The sequence below is a fragment of the Pseudomonas sp. P8_241 genome, from assembly GCF_034008315.1.
Lineage (GTDB): Bacteria > Pseudomonadota > Gammaproteobacteria > Pseudomonadales > Pseudomonadaceae > Aquipseudomonas.
Window position 1 is genome coordinate 1,976,168 of the sequence record NZ_CP125377.1, and the last position, 17,983, is coordinate 1,994,150.

The following is a 17,983-nucleotide window of genomic DNA, read 5'->3' on the forward strand; positions in this document are numbered from 1 at the left end:
TTTAGCATTTTAGGTTTTTGGGTTTTTTGACCTTTAGGAGCACCCCCCTACATGAGCTTCGGCGCCGATGAAGAGATCCTTCAGGATTTCCTGGTTGAGGCCGGCGAGATTCTAGAGCAACTGTCCGAACAACTGGTCGAGCTGGAAAGCCGTCCGGATGATGCGGATTTGCTCAATGCAATTTTTCGCGGTTTTCACACTGTAAAAGGGGGCGCCGGCTTCCTCCAGCTCAACGAGCTGGTGGAGTGCTGCCACATCGCCGAGAACGTGTTCGACATCTTGCGCAAGGGTGAGCGTCGCGTCGATTCGGAGTTGATGGACGTGGTGCTCGAAGCACTGGACGCGGTGAACGGTATGTTCAGCGAAGTCCGCGAGCGCTGCCCGATCACGGCCGCCACACCTCAATTGCTCGCCGCACTGGCGCGTCTGGCAGAACCTCAGGCAGCTGACGAGGCGGCGCCTGCCCCCGTCGCCGAAGTGGTTGGCGCTCCTCAAAGCGAATCGGGTGACATCACCGACAACGAATTCGAACAACTGCTGGATTCGCTGAACGCCGTCAAGGCACAGGCCGAGGCGCCGGCGGCTGCTCCAGTCTCGGCCGGCAATGCCGCGGCAAGCGATGAAATCACCGATGCCGAGTTCGAGTCCCTGCTCGATCAATTGCACGGTAAAGGCCAGTTCGCCGTCGACGCAATCGCGCCAGCGCCTGTTGCGCCACCAGCGCCGAAAGCCGCTGGCGACAGCTCCGACATTACCGATGAAGAATTCGAAGCGCTGCTCGATCAGCTGCACGGCAAGGGTAACTTTGCCGTCGAAGCGCTGGAATCGGCGATTGCCTCGGTGCCCGTGCCCGCAGCGCCAAGCGCTGTAGCGGCCGGTAGCGATCTGATCACCGACCACGAGTTCGAATCGCTGCTCGACGAGCTGCATGGCAAAGGCAAGTTCAGCGAAGTCGGCACCGCGAAGGTGGTGAGCGGGGCGAGTGCGTCCGTCGCGGCCCCGGCAGTCAAAGCCGCCGCGCCCACGCCTGTAGCCAAGGCCCCGGAACCGAAAGCCCAAGCGCCTGCCGCAGCACCGGCGCCGGCCCGCGCTGTCGCCGCGCCGCCGGCGGAAAAAACGGCCAGCGAAGCCGAGACCACCGTGCGGGTCGATACCGCGCGTCTCGACGAAATCATGAACATGGTCGGCGAGTTGGTGCTGGTGCGTAACCGCCTGGTACGCCTGGGTGCCAACAGCGCCGATGAAGCCATGTCCAAGGCGGTGTCGAACCTCGATGTGGTGACGGCCGACCTGCAAACCGCGGTCATGAAGACCCGGATGCAACCGATCAAGAAAGTCTTCGGGCGCTTCCCGCGCCTGGTTCGCGACCTGGCTCGGCAGCTCAAGAAAGAGATCAACCTGGAGCTGGTCGGCGAAGAAACCGACCTCGACAAGAACCTCGTCGAAGCCCTGGCCGACCCATTGGTCCACTTGGTGCGCAACGCGGTCGACCACGGCATCGAGTCGCCGGAAGAACGCGAAGCCTCGGGCAAGGCACGTGGCGGCAAGGTGGTTCTGGCCGCCGAGCAGGAAGGCGATCACATCCTGCTGTCGATCTCCGATGACGGCAAAGGCATGGACCCGAACGTCCTGCGTTCCATCGCGGTAAAACGTGGCGTGATGGACAAGGACGCGGCCGATCGCCTGAGCGATACCGAGTGCTACAACCTGATCTTCGCCCCGGGCTTCTCGACCAAGACCGAGATTTCCGACGTGTCGGGTCGCGGCGTGGGCATGGACGTGGTGAAAACCAAGATTTCCCAGCTCAACGGTTCGATCAATATCTACTCGGCCAAGGGCCAGGGCTCGAAAATCGTCATCAAGGTGCCACTGACCCTCGCGATCATGCCGACGCTGATGGTGATGCTTGGCAACCAGGCGTTTGCGTTCCCGCTGGTGAACGTCAACGAGATCTTCCACCTTGACCTGTCGACCACCAACGTCGTCGATGGCCAGGAAGTGGTGATCGTACGGGACAAGGCCTTGCCATTGTTCTACCTCAAGCGCTGGCTGGTCAGTTCCGCCGCTCACGAAGAGCAGCGCGAAGGCCATGTGGTGATCCTTTCGGTGGGCACTCAGCGGATCGGCTTCGTCGTCGATCAACTGGTGGGCCAGGAAGAAGTGGTCATCAAGCCATTGGGCAAAATGCTTCAGGGAACGCCGGGCATGTCGGGCGCCACCATTACCGGTGACGGTCGCATCGCGCTGATCCTCGATGTCCCGAGCATGCTCAAGCGTTACGCCACACGGCGTATTTGATTCTGGTGGGGCGGGGCGACCGAGCTTCGCTCCATCTAATGGAGTGTTTATGGCAGTCAAAGTCCTGGTGGTGGATGATTCGGGTTTTTTCCGCCGCCGCGTCTCGGAAATTCTTTCAGCGGATTCCAATATCCAGGTCGTCGGCACCGCAACCAACGGCAAAGAGGCGATTGATCAAGCGTTGGCCCTCAAGCCCGACGTGATCACCATGGACTACGAGATGCCGATGATGGACGGCATCACCGCCGTGCGGCACATCATGCAACGCTGCCCGACCCCGGTGTTGATGTTCTCTTCGCTGACCCATGAAGGCGCCCGGGTGACCCTCGATGCGCTGGATGCCGGCGCTGTGGATTTTCTGCCGAAAAATTTCGAAGACATCTCGCGCAACCCCGAGAAGGTCAAGCAACTGCTGTGCGAAAAGATCCTGAGCATCTCGCGCAGCAACCGTCGTGTCAGCACCTACAGTGCTCCGGCGCCAGTGCACGCCCCGGCCCCGGCCCCGGCCCCTGCGCCTTCGAGCATTGGCAGTTACGCCAGCAGCGTGCCTGCACGCCCGGTCCCGACACCGGTCCCTGCGCGTTCCCATGCGCCTGCGCCGTCGTCGCCAGCGCCCAAACGCAAAGCCTACAAACTGCTGGCCATCGGTACGTCCACGGGCGGGCCGGTTGCCCTGCAGCGGGTCTTGACCCAATTGCCGGCCAACTTCCCGGCACCGATCGTGTTGATCCAGCACATGCCGGCCGCGTTCACCAAAGCCTTCGCCGAGCGTCTGGACAAGCTCTGCCGCATCAGCGTCAAGGAAGCCGAGGATGGCGACATCCTGCGACCTGGCCTGGCGCTGCTGGCGCCGGGCGGCAAACAGATGATGGTCGATGGTCGGGGCGCGGTGAAAATCCTCCCGGGCGACGAACGTCTGAATTACAAGCCGTGCGTGGACATCACGTTCGGTTCGGCGGCCAAGACCTACGGTGACAAAGTTCTGGCGGTTGTGTTGACCGGCATGGGTGCCGACGGCCGCGAAGGCGCGCGCCTGCTCAAGCAGGGCGGCAGTACGATCTGGGCTCAGGACGAAGCCAGTTGCGTGATCTACGGCATGCCGATGGCCATCGTCAAAGCTGAACTCGCCGACGCGGTGTACAGCCTGGACGAGATCGGCCGGCACATCGTCGAGGCGTGCGTCTGATGGATGTTCTGAGCCTGATCGGCATCATCATGGCGTTCGTCGCCATCATTGGCGGCAACTACCTCGAAGGCGGACATCTCGGCGCGTTGGCCAACGGCCCGGCGGCCTTGATCGTACTGGGTGGGACCGTCGGTGCTGCGCTGCTGCAATCGCCGATGAGCGCCTTCAAGCGTGCGATGCAGATTCTGGCGTGGATCCTGTTTCCGCCGCGCGTCGACCTCGCCGGTGGCATCGACCGCGTGGTGAACTGGAGTTTGACGGCGCGCAAGGAAGGCCTGCTGGGCCTGGAAGGCATCGCCGACGCCGAACCGGATAATTACTCGCGCAAAGGCTTGCAATTGTTGGTCGACGGCGCTGAGCCAGAGGCCATCCGCAGCATTCTCGAAGTGGATTTCTACACCCAGGAAAGCCGCGATGTCGAAGCGGCCAAAGTGTTTGAAAGCATGGGCGGCTATGCGCCGACTATCGGCATCATCGGCGCGGTCATGGGCCTGATTCATGTGATGGGTAACCTCGGCGATCCTTCGCAATTGGGCAACGGCATTGCCGTGGCTTTTGTTGCCACCATCTACGGTGTGGCCAGTGCCAACCTGGTGCTGTTGCCGATTGCCGCCAAGCTCAAGTCCATCGCGTTGCGCCAGTCGCGTTACCGCGAAATGTTGCTCGAAGGCATCCTGTCGATCGCCGAAGGTGAAAACCCTCGATCCATTGAATTGAAGCTCCAAGGCTTCATGGATTGATGGGGGTAAAGGACTATGGCTCGTCGTCGCCAGCATGAAGAGCACGTAAACCATGAGCGTTGGCTGGTGTCCTACGCCGACTTCATCACTTTGCTGTTCGCCTTCTTCGTGGTGATGTACTCCATCTCGTCGGTCAATGAAGGCAAGTACAAGATCATTTCCGAGGCATTGATCGGCGTCTTCAGCGACACCGATCGCGCGCTCAAGCCGATCCCGATTGGCGACGAGCGACCGAAGACCGTCACACCGGCCAAACCTTTGGTCAAGGACAGCGACGAGGTCGACGCCGGTGTGGCCGGTGCCAGCGATCCGCTCAAAAGCATCGCCGACGACATCAGCGCAGCGTTCGGCGATCTGATCAGTTCCCATCAGATGACCGTGCGCGGCAACGAGTTATGGGTCGAGATCGAGCTCAACTCCAGCCTGTTGTTCGGCAGTGGCGATGCCATGCCCAGCGACATTGCGTTCAACATCATCGACAAGGTCGCGGCGATTCTGAAGCCGTTCGACAACCCGATTCATGTTGAAGGCTTTACCGATGACCAACCGATCCGCACCGCGCAGTACCCGACCAATTGGGAGCTGTCGTCTGCCCGCTCGGCGAGCATCGTGCGCATGCTTGCGATGCAGGGGGTACACCCTGGGCGCCTGGCGTCGGTGGGTTACGGTGAATTCCAGCCAGTGGCCAATAACGCTACGAGCGAAGGCCGGGCGCGCAACCGCCGCGTTGTGCTGGTGGTCTCGCGCAACCTGGATGTGCGCCGCAGCCTGACCGCCACCGGAACCGCCAAAGCGCAACCGGACGCCGCGCTGAAGCGTGCTGGCACACAAACTGCACCGACCACCGTCAAGTCGCCGGTACGAGAGAGCGCCGTCAAATCTCCGTCACCCGTATTAACACGTTGAGCTATTTCTCGGCCGATCCACTTGGCCGGGAGGAATCATTCGAATGAGAGTCTGGGCAGTCGCCAATCAAAAGGGTGGTGTTGGTAAAACCACTTCCTCCATCGCTTTAGCCGGTTTACTGGCCGAGGCGGGCAAGCGCGTGGTTGTGGTCGATCTCGACCCCCACGGCTCGATGACCAGCTATTTCGGTTACGATCCCGACACTCTGGAACACAGCAACTACGATCTGTTCCTGCACAAAGGCAGCGTGCCGCAGGGTTTGCCAGGGCAACTGTTGCTGTCGACCAGTGACGAGCGAATCTCGCTTTTACCTTCCAGTACCGCGCTGGCGACCCTTGAGCGCCAGTCGCCGGGCCAGAGTGGTCTGGGTCTGGTGATTGCCAAGAGCCTGGCGCAGTTATGGCAGGACTTCGATTACGCGATCATCGACAGCCCGCCGCTGCTCGGGGTGCTGATGGTCAATGCCTTGGCCGCGAGCCAGCAGCTGGTAATCCCGGTGCAAACCGAACACCTGGCGGTCAAGGGTCTTGAGCGCATGGTCAATACGTTGGCGATGATCAATCGTTCACGCAAACAGGCGTTGCCGTTCAGTATCGTCCCGACCTTGTTCGACCGCCGCACGCAAGCCTCCCTTGGAACGCTGCGGGTCCTGCGCGACAAATTCCCCGAGGAAATCTGGCAAGGCTACATCCCGGTCGACACGCGCCTGCGTGATGCCAGCCGCGCCGGCTTGACGCCTTCGCAGTTTGACGGCAAGAGCCGCGGCGTGCTCGCGTACCGTGCATTGCTCAAGCACCTGCTGGCGGCGCAACTCGTCGCGCAGGTGGCTTGATATGAACTCAATCTGTGTAGGAGCTGCCGCAGGCCGCGATCTTTTGATCTTGCTTGGCGGCGCTCTTGATATCGCTAAAAGATCGCAGCCTGCGGCAGCTCCTACAGTGGGAACGTTCCAGTGAACCGGCCGATCAAGATCACATCGCGTCCACAGCGGGCGTTGCAGTCGTATCTGGACAACCTGCTGCAAGACGCGACCGAAGAGTTTTCGCCAGACATTTCGGCAATTCCCGAAGTCGTGGAAGTCGTCGCAGCAGTAAAAACCATTGAAGAGCAGGGCGTGCTGGATGAATTCCAGGCAGCCGTGCTTGAAGAACAGGCCCGGGATGCGCAGAAAAACACGGTGGCGGTTGCGCCGGTAGTCAAAGCGCTCGTTGCCGTGGTCGACGCGCCTGCACCCGCCATGGTGTCGGTATCGACTATCGCGCCGTTGCTGCCAACCTTGTCCGAGCCAGTCGTCGACGCGCCTGAGGCCCAGGAACCGCTGCCCACGCAATCGCAGCAAGTCCTGGTAGAACCCGTCGTCGAAGTTCATCTGCCGCCGAGCAACACGCCGCCCCCGGTAGAAACCGACGGACGTCCTGCCTGGGCGGCCGAACCCTTCGAATGCCTGCTGTTCGACGTCGCAGGGTTGACCCTGGCGGTGCCGCTGGTGTGCCTGGGTTCGATCTATTCCCTGACCGGTCACGAGCTCACGCCGCTGTTCGGCCAGCCGGAGTGGTTCCTTGGCATCCTGCCCAGTCAGGCGGGCAACCTCAAGGTGCTGGATACCGCGCGTTGGGTCATGCCCGATCGATATCGCGACGATTTCAAGCAGGGCCTGCAATACGTCATTTCCGTTCAGGGCTACGAGTGGGGGCTGGCTGTGCACCAGGTCAGTCGCTCGTTGCGCCTGAATCCGAACGAAATCAAATGGAGAAGTCACCGAGGTCAGCGGCCATGGCTCGCCGGCACGGTGATTGAGCACATGTGCGCTTTGCTCGATGTCGCCTCACTGGCCGAATTGATCGCCAGCGGCGGCGCCCGGCACATGTCCGGCAGCAAGCCGGGCCACAAACCGACATCAGTCAAATAAACAAAACAGGCGACGTCACTCTGATGATGTTGCACAGAACACACACCGCCAGGGCGGTTTCTTGAGGGGTCAGGGTATGAATGACAAGGCAACGGCGGCAAAAGGTTCCGAAGATCCGATCCTGCAATGGGTCACCTTCAAGCTGGACAACGAGACCTACGGCATCAACGTGATGCGCGTCCAGGAAGTCCTGCGCTACACCGAAATTGCCCCGGTCCCGGGTGCCCCGAGCTACGTGCTGGGCATCATCAACCTGCGCGGCAACGTCGTCACCGTGATCGACACCCGCCAGCGCTTCGGCCTGATGAATGCCGAAATCAGCGACAACACCCGCATCGTCATCATCGAAGCTGACAAGCAGGTGGTCGGGATCATGGTCGACAGCGTGGCCGAAGTGGTTTACCTGCGTCAGTCGGAAATCGAAACCGCGCCGAACGTGGGTAACGAAGAGTCTGCCAAGTTCATCCAGGGCGTTTGCAACAAGAACAATGAATTGCTCATCCTGGTCGAGCTGGACAAGATGATGAGCGAAGAAGAATGGTCGGACCTGGAGAACATCTGATTGATTCTCGAGGTGGCGGTCATCGTCCTGTTCCTGTTCTGGGCAGGCACCCTGGCGATGTTCCTGGCGTATATTCGCGGACAAAAGCTCATCGCCGCGCAGCAAGCCCAGGGGGATGCGCTGCGTGATCAGCGCATCAAGGACCTGGCCAAGCGCATTGACGACTATCAGAACAGCAATGTACGCATGGGCGAAGACCTGCACGAACTGCGGACCATCGTCGCGCCCTTGCCGAACAAACTCGTCCAGCTGGAACAGCGCGATCCCACCAGCCTGTCGTTCGCCCAGGCGGCGCGACTGGTCGGGATGGGCGCCAGCGTCGACGAACTGACCCAGTCCTGCGGCTTGACCCAGGCAGAGGCGGAGTTGATGAGCAAGATGCACAAGAACTGACAGAAACCTGTAGGAGCGAGCATGCTCGCGATGGATTTCAACGATGACGCGGGCTTCCGGGAAAAACGCGGCGCTCATTACTCCATCGTCGGAACACCGCCCGGAGCCTGCTCGCTCCTTCAAGTCTAAACATACAAGCGAGCTTGCTCGCGATGGCGTCCTCGAAATCTCAGTAGTCTTCCCCACGCCCGATTATTTCCTTTCCACCTCTTTGGTCCTCAGAAAGGGACTACGATGTCGTCATCTCCTGCCTATGAATGTTACGGAATCAGCCGGCTTGTGAGCACTGAGTGACGCCGGTAGCTTGTTTGTCTCAATTCAGCGATCAGTTCTGATCAACGCGAGACCAAGGAAGGACTATGTCCGACATTTTACGTGGTGCGCCGCTGTGGGTTTACGCGGTTTTTCTGATACTGACTTATTACGGTGTCATTGCCTGCTTCAAGCATCGTATGTCGAAAAGATCGCTGATGTTCATGCCAGCGATATTTGTAGTTGTATCCCTGACTTCGCTGAACCTTTCCCAAGGGATCGCTAGTGCGCTCGCGGTCTATGCACTCGGCCTGTTTGCGGGCTGGGCCGTGGCATTGCGGTTTTATTCGTATAACGAGGTTAAGCGCGAGGGGGAAAGCCTGGTGCTGGATGGAACAATCAAAGTGTTGGTTGTGTATTGGGGCTACTTCATGTGGCGTTACTATGACGGTTATCAGGTCGCCATGTATCCGGAGTTGGTCAATGAAGTTTCGAGAGTCATTTTCTCAACACTGGGAGCGGGTCTGATCAATGGTTTGATTCTCGGACGCAGTCTCAGGCTTTTGCGTTTGTTCAAGGATGTTCCGGTTGCGTAGTTGATGCACAAGCCGCACAAGAACTGACAACCTGTAGGAGCGAGCCTGCTCTGGGCGGCGTTCCGACGATGGCATCCTCAAAAACTCAATAATCATCCCCACGCTCGGTGACATCCTTCTCGACCATCGCCCCATCCGGATCCTGCCCCGCCGCAAACTTCCCTTTCAAGTTCCACGCAAACGCAATGATCTCGGCAATCGTCAGATAGAGTTCCTGCGGAATGCTGTCCCCCAATTCCATTCGCGCCAATAACCTCACCAGCTCGGCGTTCTCGTAGATCGGCACTTCGCAGTCGCGGGCGATGCGCAGGATTTCTTCCGCCAGTTCTTCGTCGCCCTTGGCGGTGAGGGTCGGGGCGTGGGTGCCGTCGTACTTGAGGGCGATGGCCTGGCGTGGCGCGTTTGAATTGTTCATGCGGTTTCGTCGACCCAGCGTTGTTCGAGGCAGGTTTGTGGGCCTTGGGGCGGTGTGCCGAGGTGGCAATCCAGATCGCCGACGTTGAGTCCGGCAGCCAGCAAGCGGTCGCGCAGACCGGCCAGATTGCTTTCGATCAGGCTGGCGGTGTACGGGCGCTCGGCCCAGAGCTGGCCAAACAGGCTGCCTTTGATCAGGTGTGCCTGGATCTGCAACGGTCCCAGCGGCTCCATGGCGAAGGCCAGTTCCACACGCCACAACTGTTGTTTGGGCTCGTGTTCTTCGCGACGCTCTTTTGGTTGTTCTTTCGCGGGGGCGTCTTCGCGCTGGAACTTGAGCTGCAGGGGCACGATGTCTTGCAGATTGCGCATCGGGATTTCCAGCTGCCAGGTGCTCATCAGCCGTCCGTCGGCGGTGACGCCGGTCTGTTCCAGGCTTGAGAGCTGGTGGCTTTGCAGGCGTGAAACAGCGGCGGCTGCCAGACGCAGCAGGTGTTCGAGATTGCCTTCGCCCTCGGTGCTTTGCAGCAAGCGCTCGGGCAAAGGGAAACTGGTCGGCAATGGTTTGGCGCTGACCTGGCCGAGCATGCCGAGGGCATTGCGCACGAAACTCGGCATTGCCTGGGCCAGGGTGTTGGCGGCGATGATTGCGCCGAGATTAGTGCTCGTCGGCAACCCCGGCGTCAGTTGCCCGATCAGTTTGAGCAGATCGCCTTTCATGTCCGGTGCCAGTGCTGGATTCTGGCCGCTCAGCAGTTTCGACTCGAGGAATGCGCCGCTGCTGGCCAAGGCTAACGCGAGCCCTTTGGGCGTACTGAGTTGATGCACATCGGGCAGGCCGGCGAGCAGTTTGTCGACGGCTGCGCGCAGGCCGCTGGAGGTCTGCTCGGAGGGCGCCAGGTTTTGCAGGAGCTTGAGCAATCCATCCAGCGAGCCTTGGCGACTTTGCTGGCTGACCAATTGCTGGGTCACGGCCAACTGTTCCTGGCGACTGCTCAGCGGTACGAATTTCAGCGTCTGGCCGTCCTGCACCTGGGCACTGAGCAAGGTGTCGATGCGCAACGGTTGCGGGCTGTCGATGGTCAGGGTGCTGCCACTCAGGGCGGTGTTGAGCAGGCTGACCATCGAACGAAACACGGCCGGCTGCCCCGGTAGTTGCGGCAGCGCTTGAGAGGTCAGCACCTTGCCCTGCAGTAACGTCCCGGCCGGCAATTGCGCAGTGTCGATGCGGGTGAGGGTGGCGACACTGGAGGCGATGGCCTGTTGCACGCTGACCGCCAGATTGCCCGCTGAAGGCTGGGTGACGAGCAGGCTGGACCCTTGCGCCAACGGTTGATTGCTGGTGGTCTGCACCGTGGTCTGCCGACCGCTGTCGAGGGTGAGTTTGAGCAACATCTGGAAAGCCTGGTCGGCCTGCTTGAGCGACAGGACTTCGGCCCGAGCGGTCTGGCCTGCGCTAATCAAACCCTCCAGTGGCGTCAGCAGCTTGAGCAACTCACCGCTGAATGCCTGGGCGCGCGTAGTCGTCGCAGTGGTCTGCGGCAGCGGGGGAATGTTCATTTCGCCTGTCATACGCGGTCACAACCTGAGGAAAATGCGCTCTTTAGAGTAAGGCATGGCATGTATAATGCCGCGCCGTTGTATCCAAAAATGGCGGAAACTTTGCAATTGTTTGACGCAGCTCTCTAGAACAAGACGTCGTTGCATCTATGCTGCATCTCTTTAACGGCCGCGCCAGCGCCGACTTGAACCGTATAAGGCCGTGAACCCTTGACCAGTCCTGTCCTGCAAACCGTTGCCCTTGCCTGCGAGCGAGACCTTCGGCTGCTCTTCGAAAATCTCGATTTGAGACTGGCCAGTGGCGAAATGATGCAAATCAGCGGCCCCAACGGCAGCGGCAAGACCAGCCTGTTGCGCCTGCTCTCGGGGCTGATGCAGCCGACGGCCGGTCAAGTGTTGCTCAACGGCCAGCCGCTGAACGAGCAACGCACCGAGCTGGCGCGCAACCTGTTGTGGATCGGCCATGCTGCCGGGATCAAAGACCTGCTGACGCCGGAAGAGAACCTGAGCTGGCTGTGCGCCTTGCATCATCGGGCGACCCACGAGGCGATCTGGCAGGCGCTGGCGGCTGTCGGCCTGCGCGGTTTCGAGGATGTGCCGTGCCATACCTTGTCCGCCGGTCAGCAGCGCCGCGTCGCATTGGCGCGTTTGTATCTGGACTGTCCACCGTTGTGGATTCTCGACGAGCCGTTCACCGCCCTCGACAAGCAAGGCGTGGCGCAACTTGAAGAACACCTGGCGACCCACTGCGAGCGCGGCGGTATGGTGGTCCTGACCACACACCACACATTGAGCCGGATGCCGGCCGGTTATCGCGACATCGATCTGGGGAGCTGGGTCGTATGAGTGTTTTCGGCCTGTTGGTCGCCCGTGAGGCTCGCTTGTTGTTTCGCCGTCCGGCGGAGCTGGCCAATCCGTTGGTATTTTTCGCCATCGTCGTTTCGCTGTTCCCGTTGGCGGTCGGACCCGAGTCTCAATTGTTGCAAACCTTGTCTCCGGGGCTGGTCTGGGTCGCAGCCCTTTTATCGGTTTTGCTCTCGCTGGACGGGCTTTTTCGCAGTGATTTCGAGGATGGATCGCTTGAACAGTGGGTCCTTTCGCCGCACCCCTTGGCTCTTCTGGTTTTGGCCAAAGTGCTGGCACACTGGGCGTTTTCCGGCCTGGCACTGGTTTTGCTCGCGCCCTTGCTGGCGTTGATGCTCGGTTTGCCTGCCGCCTGTCTGCCGGTGTTGCTGCTTTCGTTGTTGCTCGGTACACCGGTGCTGAGCCTGCTCGGTGCAGTGGGCGCGGCGCTGACGGTCGGTTTGAAGCGCGGCGGCCTGTTGCTGGCGTTGCTGATTCTGCCGTTGTACATCCCGGTGTTGATCCTGGGCAGTGGCGCCTTGCAGGCTGCCTTGCAGGGCATGCCGGCAACCGGTTATCTGCTGTGGCTTGGTAGCCTGACCGCTTTGGCGATAACCCTGACACCTTTTGCAATAGCTGCTGGCCTGAAGATCAGCGTCGGCGAATAATGAGGTCTGATCATTTTTTGATCAGCAAAGACCCAGGCTCTTCACAGTAAAGAGCAACCGTGATGGAAACAGTATGAACTGGACGTGGTTTCACAAGCTCGGCTCGCCCAAATGGTTTTACGGCATCAGCGGCAAAATGCTGCCATGGCTGAGCGTCGCGGCGTTGCTGCTGATCGGCGTTGGCGTGGTCTGGGGCCTGGCCTTCGCGCCGCCGGAAAAATGGCAGCAAAACAGCTACCGCATCATCTATATCCATGTCCCGGCCGCGATGCTGGCCCAGTCCATCTACGTGATGCTGGCGGTGTGCGGCATCGTCGGCCTGGTGTGGAAAATGAAAATGGCCGACGTCGCCCTGCAGTGCGCTGCGCCGGTCGGGGCCTGGATGACCGCCTTGGCGCTGGTCACCGGGGCGATCTGGGGCAAGCCGACGTGGGGCTCGTGGTGGGTCTGGGATGCACGACTGACGTCCATGCTGATTCTGCTTTTCCTGTACTTCGGTCTTATTGCGCTGGGCAACGCCATCAGCAATCGTGACAGCGCGGCCAAGGCTTGCGCGGTGCTGGCGATTGTCGGCGTGATCAACATCCCGATCATCAAGTACTCGGTGGAGTGGTGGAACACCCTGCACCAGGGCGCGACCTTCACCCTCACGGAAAAACCGGCGATGCCCGCCGAGATGTGGCTGCCGTTGCTGCTGACGGCGTTGGGTTTCTATTGTTTCTTCGGCGCGGTGTTGCTGCTGCGCATGCGCCTCGAAGTGCTCAAGCGCGAAGCGCGGGCCAGTTGGGTAAAAGCCGAAGTGGAAAACAGCCTGGAGGTCGTTCGATGAGTTTTGCTTCATTCGGCGACTTCATCGCCATGGGCCATCATGGCCTGTATGTCTGGTCAGCCTATGGCATCTGCCTGGCGGTATTGGCCCTCAACGTGGCGGCGCCGATCCTGGCCCGCAAGCGGTATCTGCAACAAGAGGCGCGTCGTCTGCGCCGGGAGAACGGCAAGTGAATCCGCTGCGCAAAAAGCGTCTTATCATCATTCTCGCGATTCTGGTCGGGGTCGGCGCTGCCGTCGGCCTGGCCCTGAGCGCCCTGCAGCAGAACATCAACCTGTTTTACACGCCGACCCAGATCGCCAACGGCGAAGCCCCGCAAGACACGCGCATTCGTGCCGGCGGCATGGTCGAGGCAGGTTCCCTGCAGCGCTCCGGCGACTCGCTGGACGTGAGGTTTGTCGTCACCGACTTCAACAAATCCGTGACCATCACCTATCGTGGCATCCTGCCGGATCTGTTCCGCGAAGGGCAGGGCATCGTCGCCTTGGGCAAACTCAATGCTGAAGGCGTGGTGGTGGCCGATGAAGTGCTGGCCAAACACGATGAAAAGTACATGCCGCCGGAAGTGACCAAGGCCCTGAAAGACAGTGGCCAGTCGGCACCTACTCCTGCGAAAGAGGGCTAACCGATGACCGCTGGAATTTTTATCCCGGAGCTGGGCCACCTGGCCATGATCCTGGCGCTGTGTTTTGCGTTGGTTCAGGCCGTGGTGCCATTGGTCGGTGCCTGGCGCGGTGATCGTTTCTGGATGAGCCTGGCCCAGCCGGCCGCGTGGGGGCAGTTCGCGTTTTTGCTGTTCGCTTTCGGTTGCCTGACGTATGCCTTCATGGTCGACGACTTCTCCGTGGCTTACGTGGCCAACAACTCCAACAGCGCGCTGCCGTGGTACTACAAATTCAGCGCCGTGTGGGGTGCCCACGAAGGGTCCTTGTTGCTGTGGGCGTTGATTCTTGGCGGCTGGACCTTCGCAGTGTCAGTGTTCTCCCGGCAATTGCCGCAAGTCATGCTGGCCCGCGTGCTGGCGGTGATGGGCATGATCAGCACCGGTTTCCTGCTGTTCCTGATCCTCACCTCGAACCCGTTCAAGCGCATCCTGCCGCAAATGCCGACCGACGGCGCCGACCTCAATCCGTTGCTGCAAGACATCGGACTGATCGTTCACCCGCCGATGCTGTACATGGGCTACGTCGGTTTCTCGGTGGCCTTCGCTTTCGCCATTGCCGCACTGATGGGCGGTCGCCTGGACGCCGCATGGGCGCGCTGGTCGCGTCCGTGGACCATCGTGGCCTGGGCGTTCCTCGGCATCGGTATCACCCTCGGTTCGTGGTGGGCGTACTACGAACTCGGCTGGGGCGGCTGGTGGTTCTGGGACCCGGTGGAAAACGCCTCGTTCATGCCATGGCTGGTGGGCACCGCGCTGATTCACTCGTTGGCGGTCACGGAAAAACGTGGTGTGTTCAAAAGCTGGACCGTGTTGCTGGCCATCGCCGCGTTTTCGTTGAGCCTGCTGGGCACCTTCCTCGTGCGTTCCGGCGTGCTGACGTCGGTGCATGCGTTTGCCTCCGACCCGGAGCGCGGCGTGTTCATCCTGATTTTCCTGCTCTTCGTGGTCGGCGGTTCGCTGACGCTGTTCGCCCTGCGCGCACCGGTGGTCAAGAGTCAGGTCGGCTTCAACCTGTGGTCTCGGGAAACCCTGCTGCTGGGCAACAATCTGGTGCTGGTGGTAGCGGCTTCGATGATCCTGCTCGGCACCTTGTACCCGCTGATTCTCGATGCCATGACCGGCGCCAAGCTGTCCGTCGGTCCGCCGTACTTCAACGCACTGTTCATTCCGTTGATGGCGCTGCTGATGATGGTGATGGCGGTCGGCGTGATCGTGCGCTGGAAAGACACACCGGTGAAATGGCTGGTGAGCATGCTTACGCCAGTGCTGCTCGGCAGCGCTGCGCTCGCGGTCGTAGCGGGCGTCGCCTACGGCGATTTCAACTGGGCGGTGCTTGCGACCTTCATGCTCGCGGCCTGGGTGTTGCTGGCCGGTGTGCGTGACATCTTCGACAAGACGCGCCACAAAGGCCTGATCAAAGGCCTGCCAACCCTGACCCGCAGCTATTGGGGCATGCAGGTTGCGCACCTGGGCATTGCCGTGTGTGCGTTGGGTGTCGTGTTGTCCAGCCAGAACAGTGCCGAGCGCGACCTGCGTCTGGCGCCGGGCGAATCCATGGACCTGGGCGGTTATCAGTTCGTGTTCGAAGGCGCCAAGCATTACGAAGGCCCGAACTTCACCTCGGACAAGGGCACCGTTCGCGTGATCCGCGATGGCAAGGAAATCAGCGTGCTGCACCCGGAAAAACGCCTCTACACCGTGCAAAACTCGGTGATGACCGAAGCCGGGATCGACGCAGGTTTCACCCGTGACCTCTATGTCGCCCTTGGCGAACCGTTGGGCGATGGCGCGTGGGCCGTGCGCGTGCACGTCAAACCGTTCGTGCGCTGGATCTGGTTCGGCGGTCTGCTGACAGGTCTGGGTGGATTGCTGGCGGCGCTGGATCGTCGTTATCGGGTCAAGGTGAAAAGCCGTGTGCGTGAAGCGCTGGGCCTGTCGGGAGCGACTGCATGAAACGTTGGTTGATGGTGTTGCCGCTGGCGATTTTTCTGGTGGTGGCGGTGTTCCTTTATCGCGGTCTGTACCTGGACCCGGCCGAGCTGCCTTCGGCGATGATCGGCAAGCCGTTCCCAGAGTTTTCGCTGCCAGCGGTGCAGGGTGAAAAGACCCTGACCAAGGCCGATATTCTCGGAAAACCGGCGCTGGTCAACGTGTGGGGCACCTGGTGCATTTCCTGCCGGGTCGAGCACCCGGTGCTGAACAAACTGGCCGGGCAGGGCGTGGTGATCTATGGCATCAACTACAAGGACGTCAATGCCGATGCCTTGAAGTGGCTGGCAGACTTCCACAACCCGTACGTCTTGGACATTCGAGACGATGAAGGCTCATTGGGCCTGAACCTCGGTGTCTACGGTGCTCCGGAAACCTTCTTCATCGACGCCAAGGGCATCATCCGCGACAAGTTCGTCGGCGTGATCGACGAACAGGTCTGGCGCGAAAAACTGGCGGCGAAGTATCAGGCGCTGGTCGACGAGGCCAAGCCATGAAGCGCTGGATCGCTGCCGCCATTCTCGGCTTGAGCATGGCCGGCATGGCCCACGCGGCCATCGACACCTATGAGTTCGCCAAGGAAGGTGATCGCGAGCGTTTTCGCGAGCTGACCAAAGAACTGCGTTGCCCAAAGTGCCAGAACCAGGACATTGCCGACTCCAACGCACCGATTGCCGCTGACTTGCGCAAAGAGATTTTTCGCATGCTCGGCGAGGGCAAGGACAACCAGCAGATCATCGACTTCATGGTCGATCGCTACGGTGATTTCGTCCGCTACAAACCGGCGTTGAATGCCAAGACCGCATTGCTCTGGTTCGGCCCCGCCGGCCTGTTGCTCGGTGGTGTGGTGATTATTGCGGTGATCGTCCGCCGTCGTCGCGTGCAGCGCGCCGACATCCAGGATGAGCTGTCTCCCGAGGAACGTTCGCGCCTCGACAACCTGTTGGATAAAAACCAAGAATGATTGATTTCTGGCTCGCTGCAGGTCTGCTGCTTCTGGTTGCCCTGAGTTTTCTGTTGATTCCGGTTCTGCGCAGTCGTCGTGCCCAGCTCGAAGAGGATCGTACCGCCCTGAACGTCGCGCTTTATCAGGAGCGCGTGGCTGAGTTGCAGGCTCAGCAGGAAGAAGGCGTACTGGATGCGGCGCAAATGGACACCGGCCGCGCCGAAGCCGCCCGCGAGTTGCTGGCGGATACCGAGGGCGTCGAGGCACCTCGGGTATCGCGTCTGGGCAAACCCTTGCCGTTGCTCGCAGCGATTCTGGTGCCCGTCCTGGGCCTTGGGCTGTACCTGCATTTTGGTGCCAGCGACAAAGTCGAGCTGACCCGTGAATTCGCCCATGCGCCGCAATCGATGGAAGAGATGACCAAGCGCCTGGAGCGCACGGTTGCCGCTCAACCGGATTCTGCCGAAGGCGTATATTTCCTCGGTCGTACCTACATGGCCCAGGATCGGCCTGCGGAGGCGGCGAAGATGTTCGAACGCACCGTAAACCTGGCGGGTCGTGAGCCTGAACTGCTCGGCCAATGGGCTCAGGCCCAGTACTTTGCCGACGGAAAGAAGTGGTCGGACAAGGTCCAGGCCCTGACCGATGAAGCACTCAAGGCTGATCCGAATGAAGTCACCAGCCTTGGCCTGCTCGGCATTGCCGCTTTTGAAAGCGAGCGTTATCAGGACGCCATCGATTACTGGAACCGCCTGCTGGCGCAATTGCCACCGCAAGACAATTCCCGCGAAGCCCTGCAAGGCGGGATTACCCGCGCCACCGAGAAGCTGGTGGCCAGCGGCGGCAAGGTCGCGCAAGCACCGGCGGCAAAGGCCTCGGCAGTGCTCAAGGTCAGCGTCGATCTGGCGGCCGAACTCAAAGGCAAGGTCCAGCCCGGCGACAGCGTCTTCATCTTCGCCCGGGCGATTTCCGGTCCTCCGGCTCCGCTGGCGGTCAAGCGCATGACCGTGGCCGATCTGCCGGTAACCGTCGAACTGGGTGATGCCGATGCGATGATGCCGCAATTGAAACTGTCGAACTTCCCTGAAGTCCAACTGGTTGCACGCGTTTCCCGTGCCGGCAAACCGACCGCCGGCGAATGGATCGGTCGCAGCCAGCCGCTGGCCAGCAGCACCACCGCGCCGCAAACACTGACCATCGACAGCCCGGACAAATAACAGGAAACGCC

General features: G+C 60.6%; 19 protein-coding genes and 1 pseudogene. 18 read left to right on the top strand and 2 right to left on the bottom strand.

The genetic code is table 11. The features are described 5' to 3' along the window. The first annotated feature begins 51 nt into the window (after nucleotides 1-51). From QMK58_RS08975 to QMK58_RS09015, 9 genes and pseudogenes are all read left to right on the top strand, one after another. Nucleotides 52-2,298 (top strand): chemotaxis protein CheA, encoded by a 2,247-nt coding sequence (locus QMK58_RS08975; RefSeq protein WP_053156643.1) that lies wholly within the window; start codon nucleotides 52-54, stop codon nucleotides 2,296-2,298. A gap of 49 nt (nucleotides 2,299-2,347) precedes the next feature. Continuing rightward, nucleotides 2,348-3,484: a chemotaxis response regulator protein-glutamate methylesterase gene (locus tag QMK58_RS08980; RefSeq protein ID WP_320396165.1), complete on the top strand. Its 1,137-nt coding sequence runs from the start codon at nucleotides 2,348-2,350 to the stop codon at nucleotides 3,482-3,484. Further along, complete coding sequence (locus tag QMK58_RS08985) at nucleotides 3,484-4,224, top strand: flagellar motor protein (RefSeq protein ID WP_053156650.1); 741 nt, start codon at nucleotides 3,484-3,486, stop codon at nucleotides 4,222-4,224. The genes QMK58_RS08980 and QMK58_RS08985 overlap by 1 nt, the downstream gene beginning before the upstream one ends. A gap of 15 nt (nucleotides 4,225-4,239) precedes the next feature. After that, nucleotides 4,240-5,130, top strand: a complete 891-nt coding sequence (gene motD / locus QMK58_RS08990) for a flagellar motor protein MotD (RefSeq protein WP_053156653.1) — start codon at nucleotides 4,240-4,242, stop codon at nucleotides 5,128-5,130. Nucleotides 5,131-5,173: 43 nt separating this feature from the next. After that, nucleotides 5,174-5,962, top strand: a complete 789-nt coding sequence (locus tag QMK58_RS08995) for a ParA family protein (protein ID WP_053156657.1) — start codon at nucleotides 5,174-5,176, stop codon at nucleotides 5,960-5,962. Nucleotides 5,963-6,082: 120 nt separating this feature from the next. Continuing rightward, nucleotides 6,083-7,039 (top strand): CheW domain-containing protein, encoded by a 957-nt coding sequence (locus tag QMK58_RS09000; protein WP_053156662.1) that lies wholly within the window; start codon nucleotides 6,083-6,085, stop codon nucleotides 7,037-7,039. A gap of 76 nt (nucleotides 7,040-7,115) precedes the next feature. Continuing rightward, nucleotides 7,116-7,601, top strand: a complete 486-nt coding sequence (locus tag QMK58_RS09005; RefSeq protein WP_007946765.1) for a chemotaxis protein CheW — start codon at nucleotides 7,116-7,118, stop codon at nucleotides 7,599-7,601. Next, nucleotides 7,602-7,994: a DUF2802 domain-containing protein gene (locus QMK58_RS09010; RefSeq protein WP_053156665.1), complete on the top strand. Its 393-nt coding sequence runs from the start codon at nucleotides 7,602-7,604 to the stop codon at nucleotides 7,992-7,994. It begins immediately after the preceding gene. A gap of 356 nt (nucleotides 7,995-8,350) precedes the next feature. Further along, nucleotides 8,351-8,842, top strand: a pseudogene (locus QMK58_RS09015) (hypothetical protein); the annotation flags it as partial. Nucleotides 8,843-8,927: 85 nt separating this feature from the next. On the opposite strand, the gene QMK58_RS09020 reads toward QMK58_RS09015, so the two are convergent. Together QMK58_RS09020 and QMK58_RS09025 are read right to left on the bottom strand one after the other, a co-directional pair. After that, entirely contained in the window at nucleotides 8,928-9,257 is a 330-nt protein-coding gene (locus QMK58_RS09020; protein ID WP_053156668.1) for an EscU/YscU/HrcU family type III secretion system export apparatus switch protein, read from the bottom strand. Continuing rightward, on the bottom strand, nucleotides 9,254-10,828 hold the full coding sequence (locus QMK58_RS09025; RefSeq protein WP_320396166.1) for a flagellar hook-length control protein FliK: 1,575 nt from the start codon (nucleotides 10,826-10,828) through the stop codon (nucleotides 9,254-9,256). Before QMK58_RS09025 ends, QMK58_RS09020 begins: the two co-directional genes overlap by 4 nt. Nucleotides 10,829-11,026: 198 nt before the next feature. Here QMK58_RS09025 and ccmA point away from each other — a divergent pair, with 198 nt between their 5' ends. The 9 genes from ccmA (at nucleotide 11,027) to ccmI (ending at nucleotide 17,972) form a co-directional block, all read left to right on the top strand. Further along, complete coding sequence (gene ccmA / locus QMK58_RS09030; protein ID WP_053156674.1) at nucleotides 11,027-11,662, top strand: cytochrome c biogenesis heme-transporting ATPase CcmA; 636 nt, start codon at nucleotides 11,027-11,029, stop codon at nucleotides 11,660-11,662. Then, entirely contained in the window at nucleotides 11,659-12,327 is a 669-nt protein-coding gene (gene ccmB / locus QMK58_RS09035; protein WP_007980754.1) for a heme exporter protein CcmB, read from the top strand. Before ccmA ends, ccmB begins: the two co-directional genes overlap by 4 nt. 73 nt (nucleotides 12,328-12,400) lie before the next feature. Continuing rightward, on the top strand, nucleotides 12,401-13,156 hold the full coding sequence (locus QMK58_RS09040; RefSeq protein WP_053156678.1) for a heme ABC transporter permease: 756 nt from the start codon (nucleotides 12,401-12,403) through the stop codon (nucleotides 13,154-13,156). After that, nucleotides 13,153-13,329 carry a heme exporter protein CcmD gene (gene ccmD / locus QMK58_RS09045; protein WP_007980758.1) on the top strand — a complete coding sequence of 59 codons (177 nt, stop codon included), beginning with the start codon at nucleotides 13,153-13,155 and terminating at the stop codon, nucleotides 13,327-13,329. Before QMK58_RS09040 ends, ccmD begins: the two co-directional genes overlap by 4 nt. Next, nucleotides 13,326-13,781, top strand: a complete 456-nt coding sequence (ccmE, locus tag QMK58_RS09050) for a cytochrome c maturation protein CcmE (RefSeq protein ID WP_053156681.1) — start codon at nucleotides 13,326-13,328, stop codon at nucleotides 13,779-13,781. The genes ccmD and ccmE overlap by 4 nt, the downstream gene beginning before the upstream one ends. Nucleotides 13,782-13,784: 3 nt before the next feature. Continuing rightward, nucleotides 13,785-15,773 carry a heme lyase CcmF/NrfE family subunit gene (locus tag QMK58_RS09055; protein WP_053156684.1) on the top strand — a complete coding sequence of 663 codons (1,989 nt, stop codon included), beginning with the start codon at nucleotides 13,785-13,787 and terminating at the stop codon, nucleotides 15,771-15,773. Next, complete coding sequence (locus QMK58_RS09060) at nucleotides 15,770-16,306, top strand: DsbE family thiol:disulfide interchange protein (protein WP_053156687.1); 537 nt, start codon at nucleotides 15,770-15,772, stop codon at nucleotides 16,304-16,306. The genes QMK58_RS09055 and QMK58_RS09060 overlap by 4 nt, the downstream gene beginning before the upstream one ends. Beyond that, entirely contained in the window at nucleotides 16,303-16,773 is a 471-nt protein-coding gene (locus QMK58_RS09065; RefSeq protein ID WP_053156691.1) for a cytochrome c-type biogenesis protein, read from the top strand. The genes QMK58_RS09060 and QMK58_RS09065 overlap by 4 nt, the downstream gene beginning before the upstream one ends. Then, nucleotides 16,770-17,972, top strand: a complete 1,203-nt coding sequence (ccmI, locus tag QMK58_RS09070; protein WP_053156694.1) for a c-type cytochrome biogenesis protein CcmI — start codon at nucleotides 16,770-16,772, stop codon at nucleotides 17,970-17,972. The genes QMK58_RS09065 and ccmI overlap by 4 nt, the downstream gene beginning before the upstream one ends. Nucleotides 17,973-17,983 lie beyond the last annotated feature (11 nt).

Bases quoted from the DNA above. Each gene is read 5' to 3' on its own strand.
- QMK58_RS08975 (WP_053156643.1), top strand. From the start codon at position 52: ATGAGCTTCGGCGCCGATGAAGAGATCCTTCAGGATTTCCTGGTTGAG.
- QMK58_RS08980 (WP_320396165.1), top strand. From the start codon at position 2,348: ATGGCAGTCAAAGTCCTGGTGGTGGATGATTCGGGTTTTTTCCGCCGC.
- QMK58_RS08985 (WP_053156650.1), top strand. From the start codon at position 3,484: ATGGATGTTCTGAGCCTGATCGGCATCATCATGGCGTTCGTCGCCATC.
- motD (WP_053156653.1), top strand. From the start codon at position 4,240: ATGGCTCGTCGTCGCCAGCATGAAGAGCACGTAAACCATGAGCGTTGG.
- QMK58_RS08995 (WP_053156657.1), top strand. From the start codon at position 5,174: ATGAGAGTCTGGGCAGTCGCCAATCAAAAGGGTGGTGTTGGTAAAACC.
- QMK58_RS09005 (WP_007946765.1), top strand. From the start codon at position 7,116: ATGAATGACAAGGCAACGGCGGCAAAAGGTTCCGAAGATCCGATCCTG.
- QMK58_RS09020 (WP_053156668.1), bottom strand. From the start codon at position 9,257: ATGAACAATTCAAACGCGCCACGCCAGGCCATCGCCCTCAAGTACGAC.
- QMK58_RS09025 (WP_320396166.1), bottom strand. From the start codon at position 10,828: ATGACAGGCGAAATGAACATTCCCCCGCTGCCGCAGACCACTGCGACG.
- ccmB (WP_007980754.1), top strand. From the start codon at position 11,659: ATGAGTGTTTTCGGCCTGTTGGTCGCCCGTGAGGCTCGCTTGTTGTTT.
- QMK58_RS09040 (WP_053156678.1), top strand. From the start codon at position 12,401: ATGAACTGGACGTGGTTTCACAAGCTCGGCTCGCCCAAATGGTTTTAC.
- ccmD (WP_007980758.1), top strand. From the start codon at position 13,153: ATGAGTTTTGCTTCATTCGGCGACTTCATCGCCATGGGCCATCATGGC.
- QMK58_RS09055 (WP_053156684.1), top strand. From the start codon at position 13,785: ATGACCGCTGGAATTTTTATCCCGGAGCTGGGCCACCTGGCCATGATC.
- QMK58_RS09060 (WP_053156687.1), top strand. From the start codon at position 15,770: ATGAAACGTTGGTTGATGGTGTTGCCGCTGGCGATTTTTCTGGTGGTG.
- QMK58_RS09065 (WP_053156691.1), top strand. From the start codon at position 16,303: ATGAAGCGCTGGATCGCTGCCGCCATTCTCGGCTTGAGCATGGCCGGC.
- ccmI (WP_053156694.1), top strand. From the start codon at position 16,770: ATGATTGATTTCTGGCTCGCTGCAGGTCTGCTGCTTCTGGTTGCCCTG.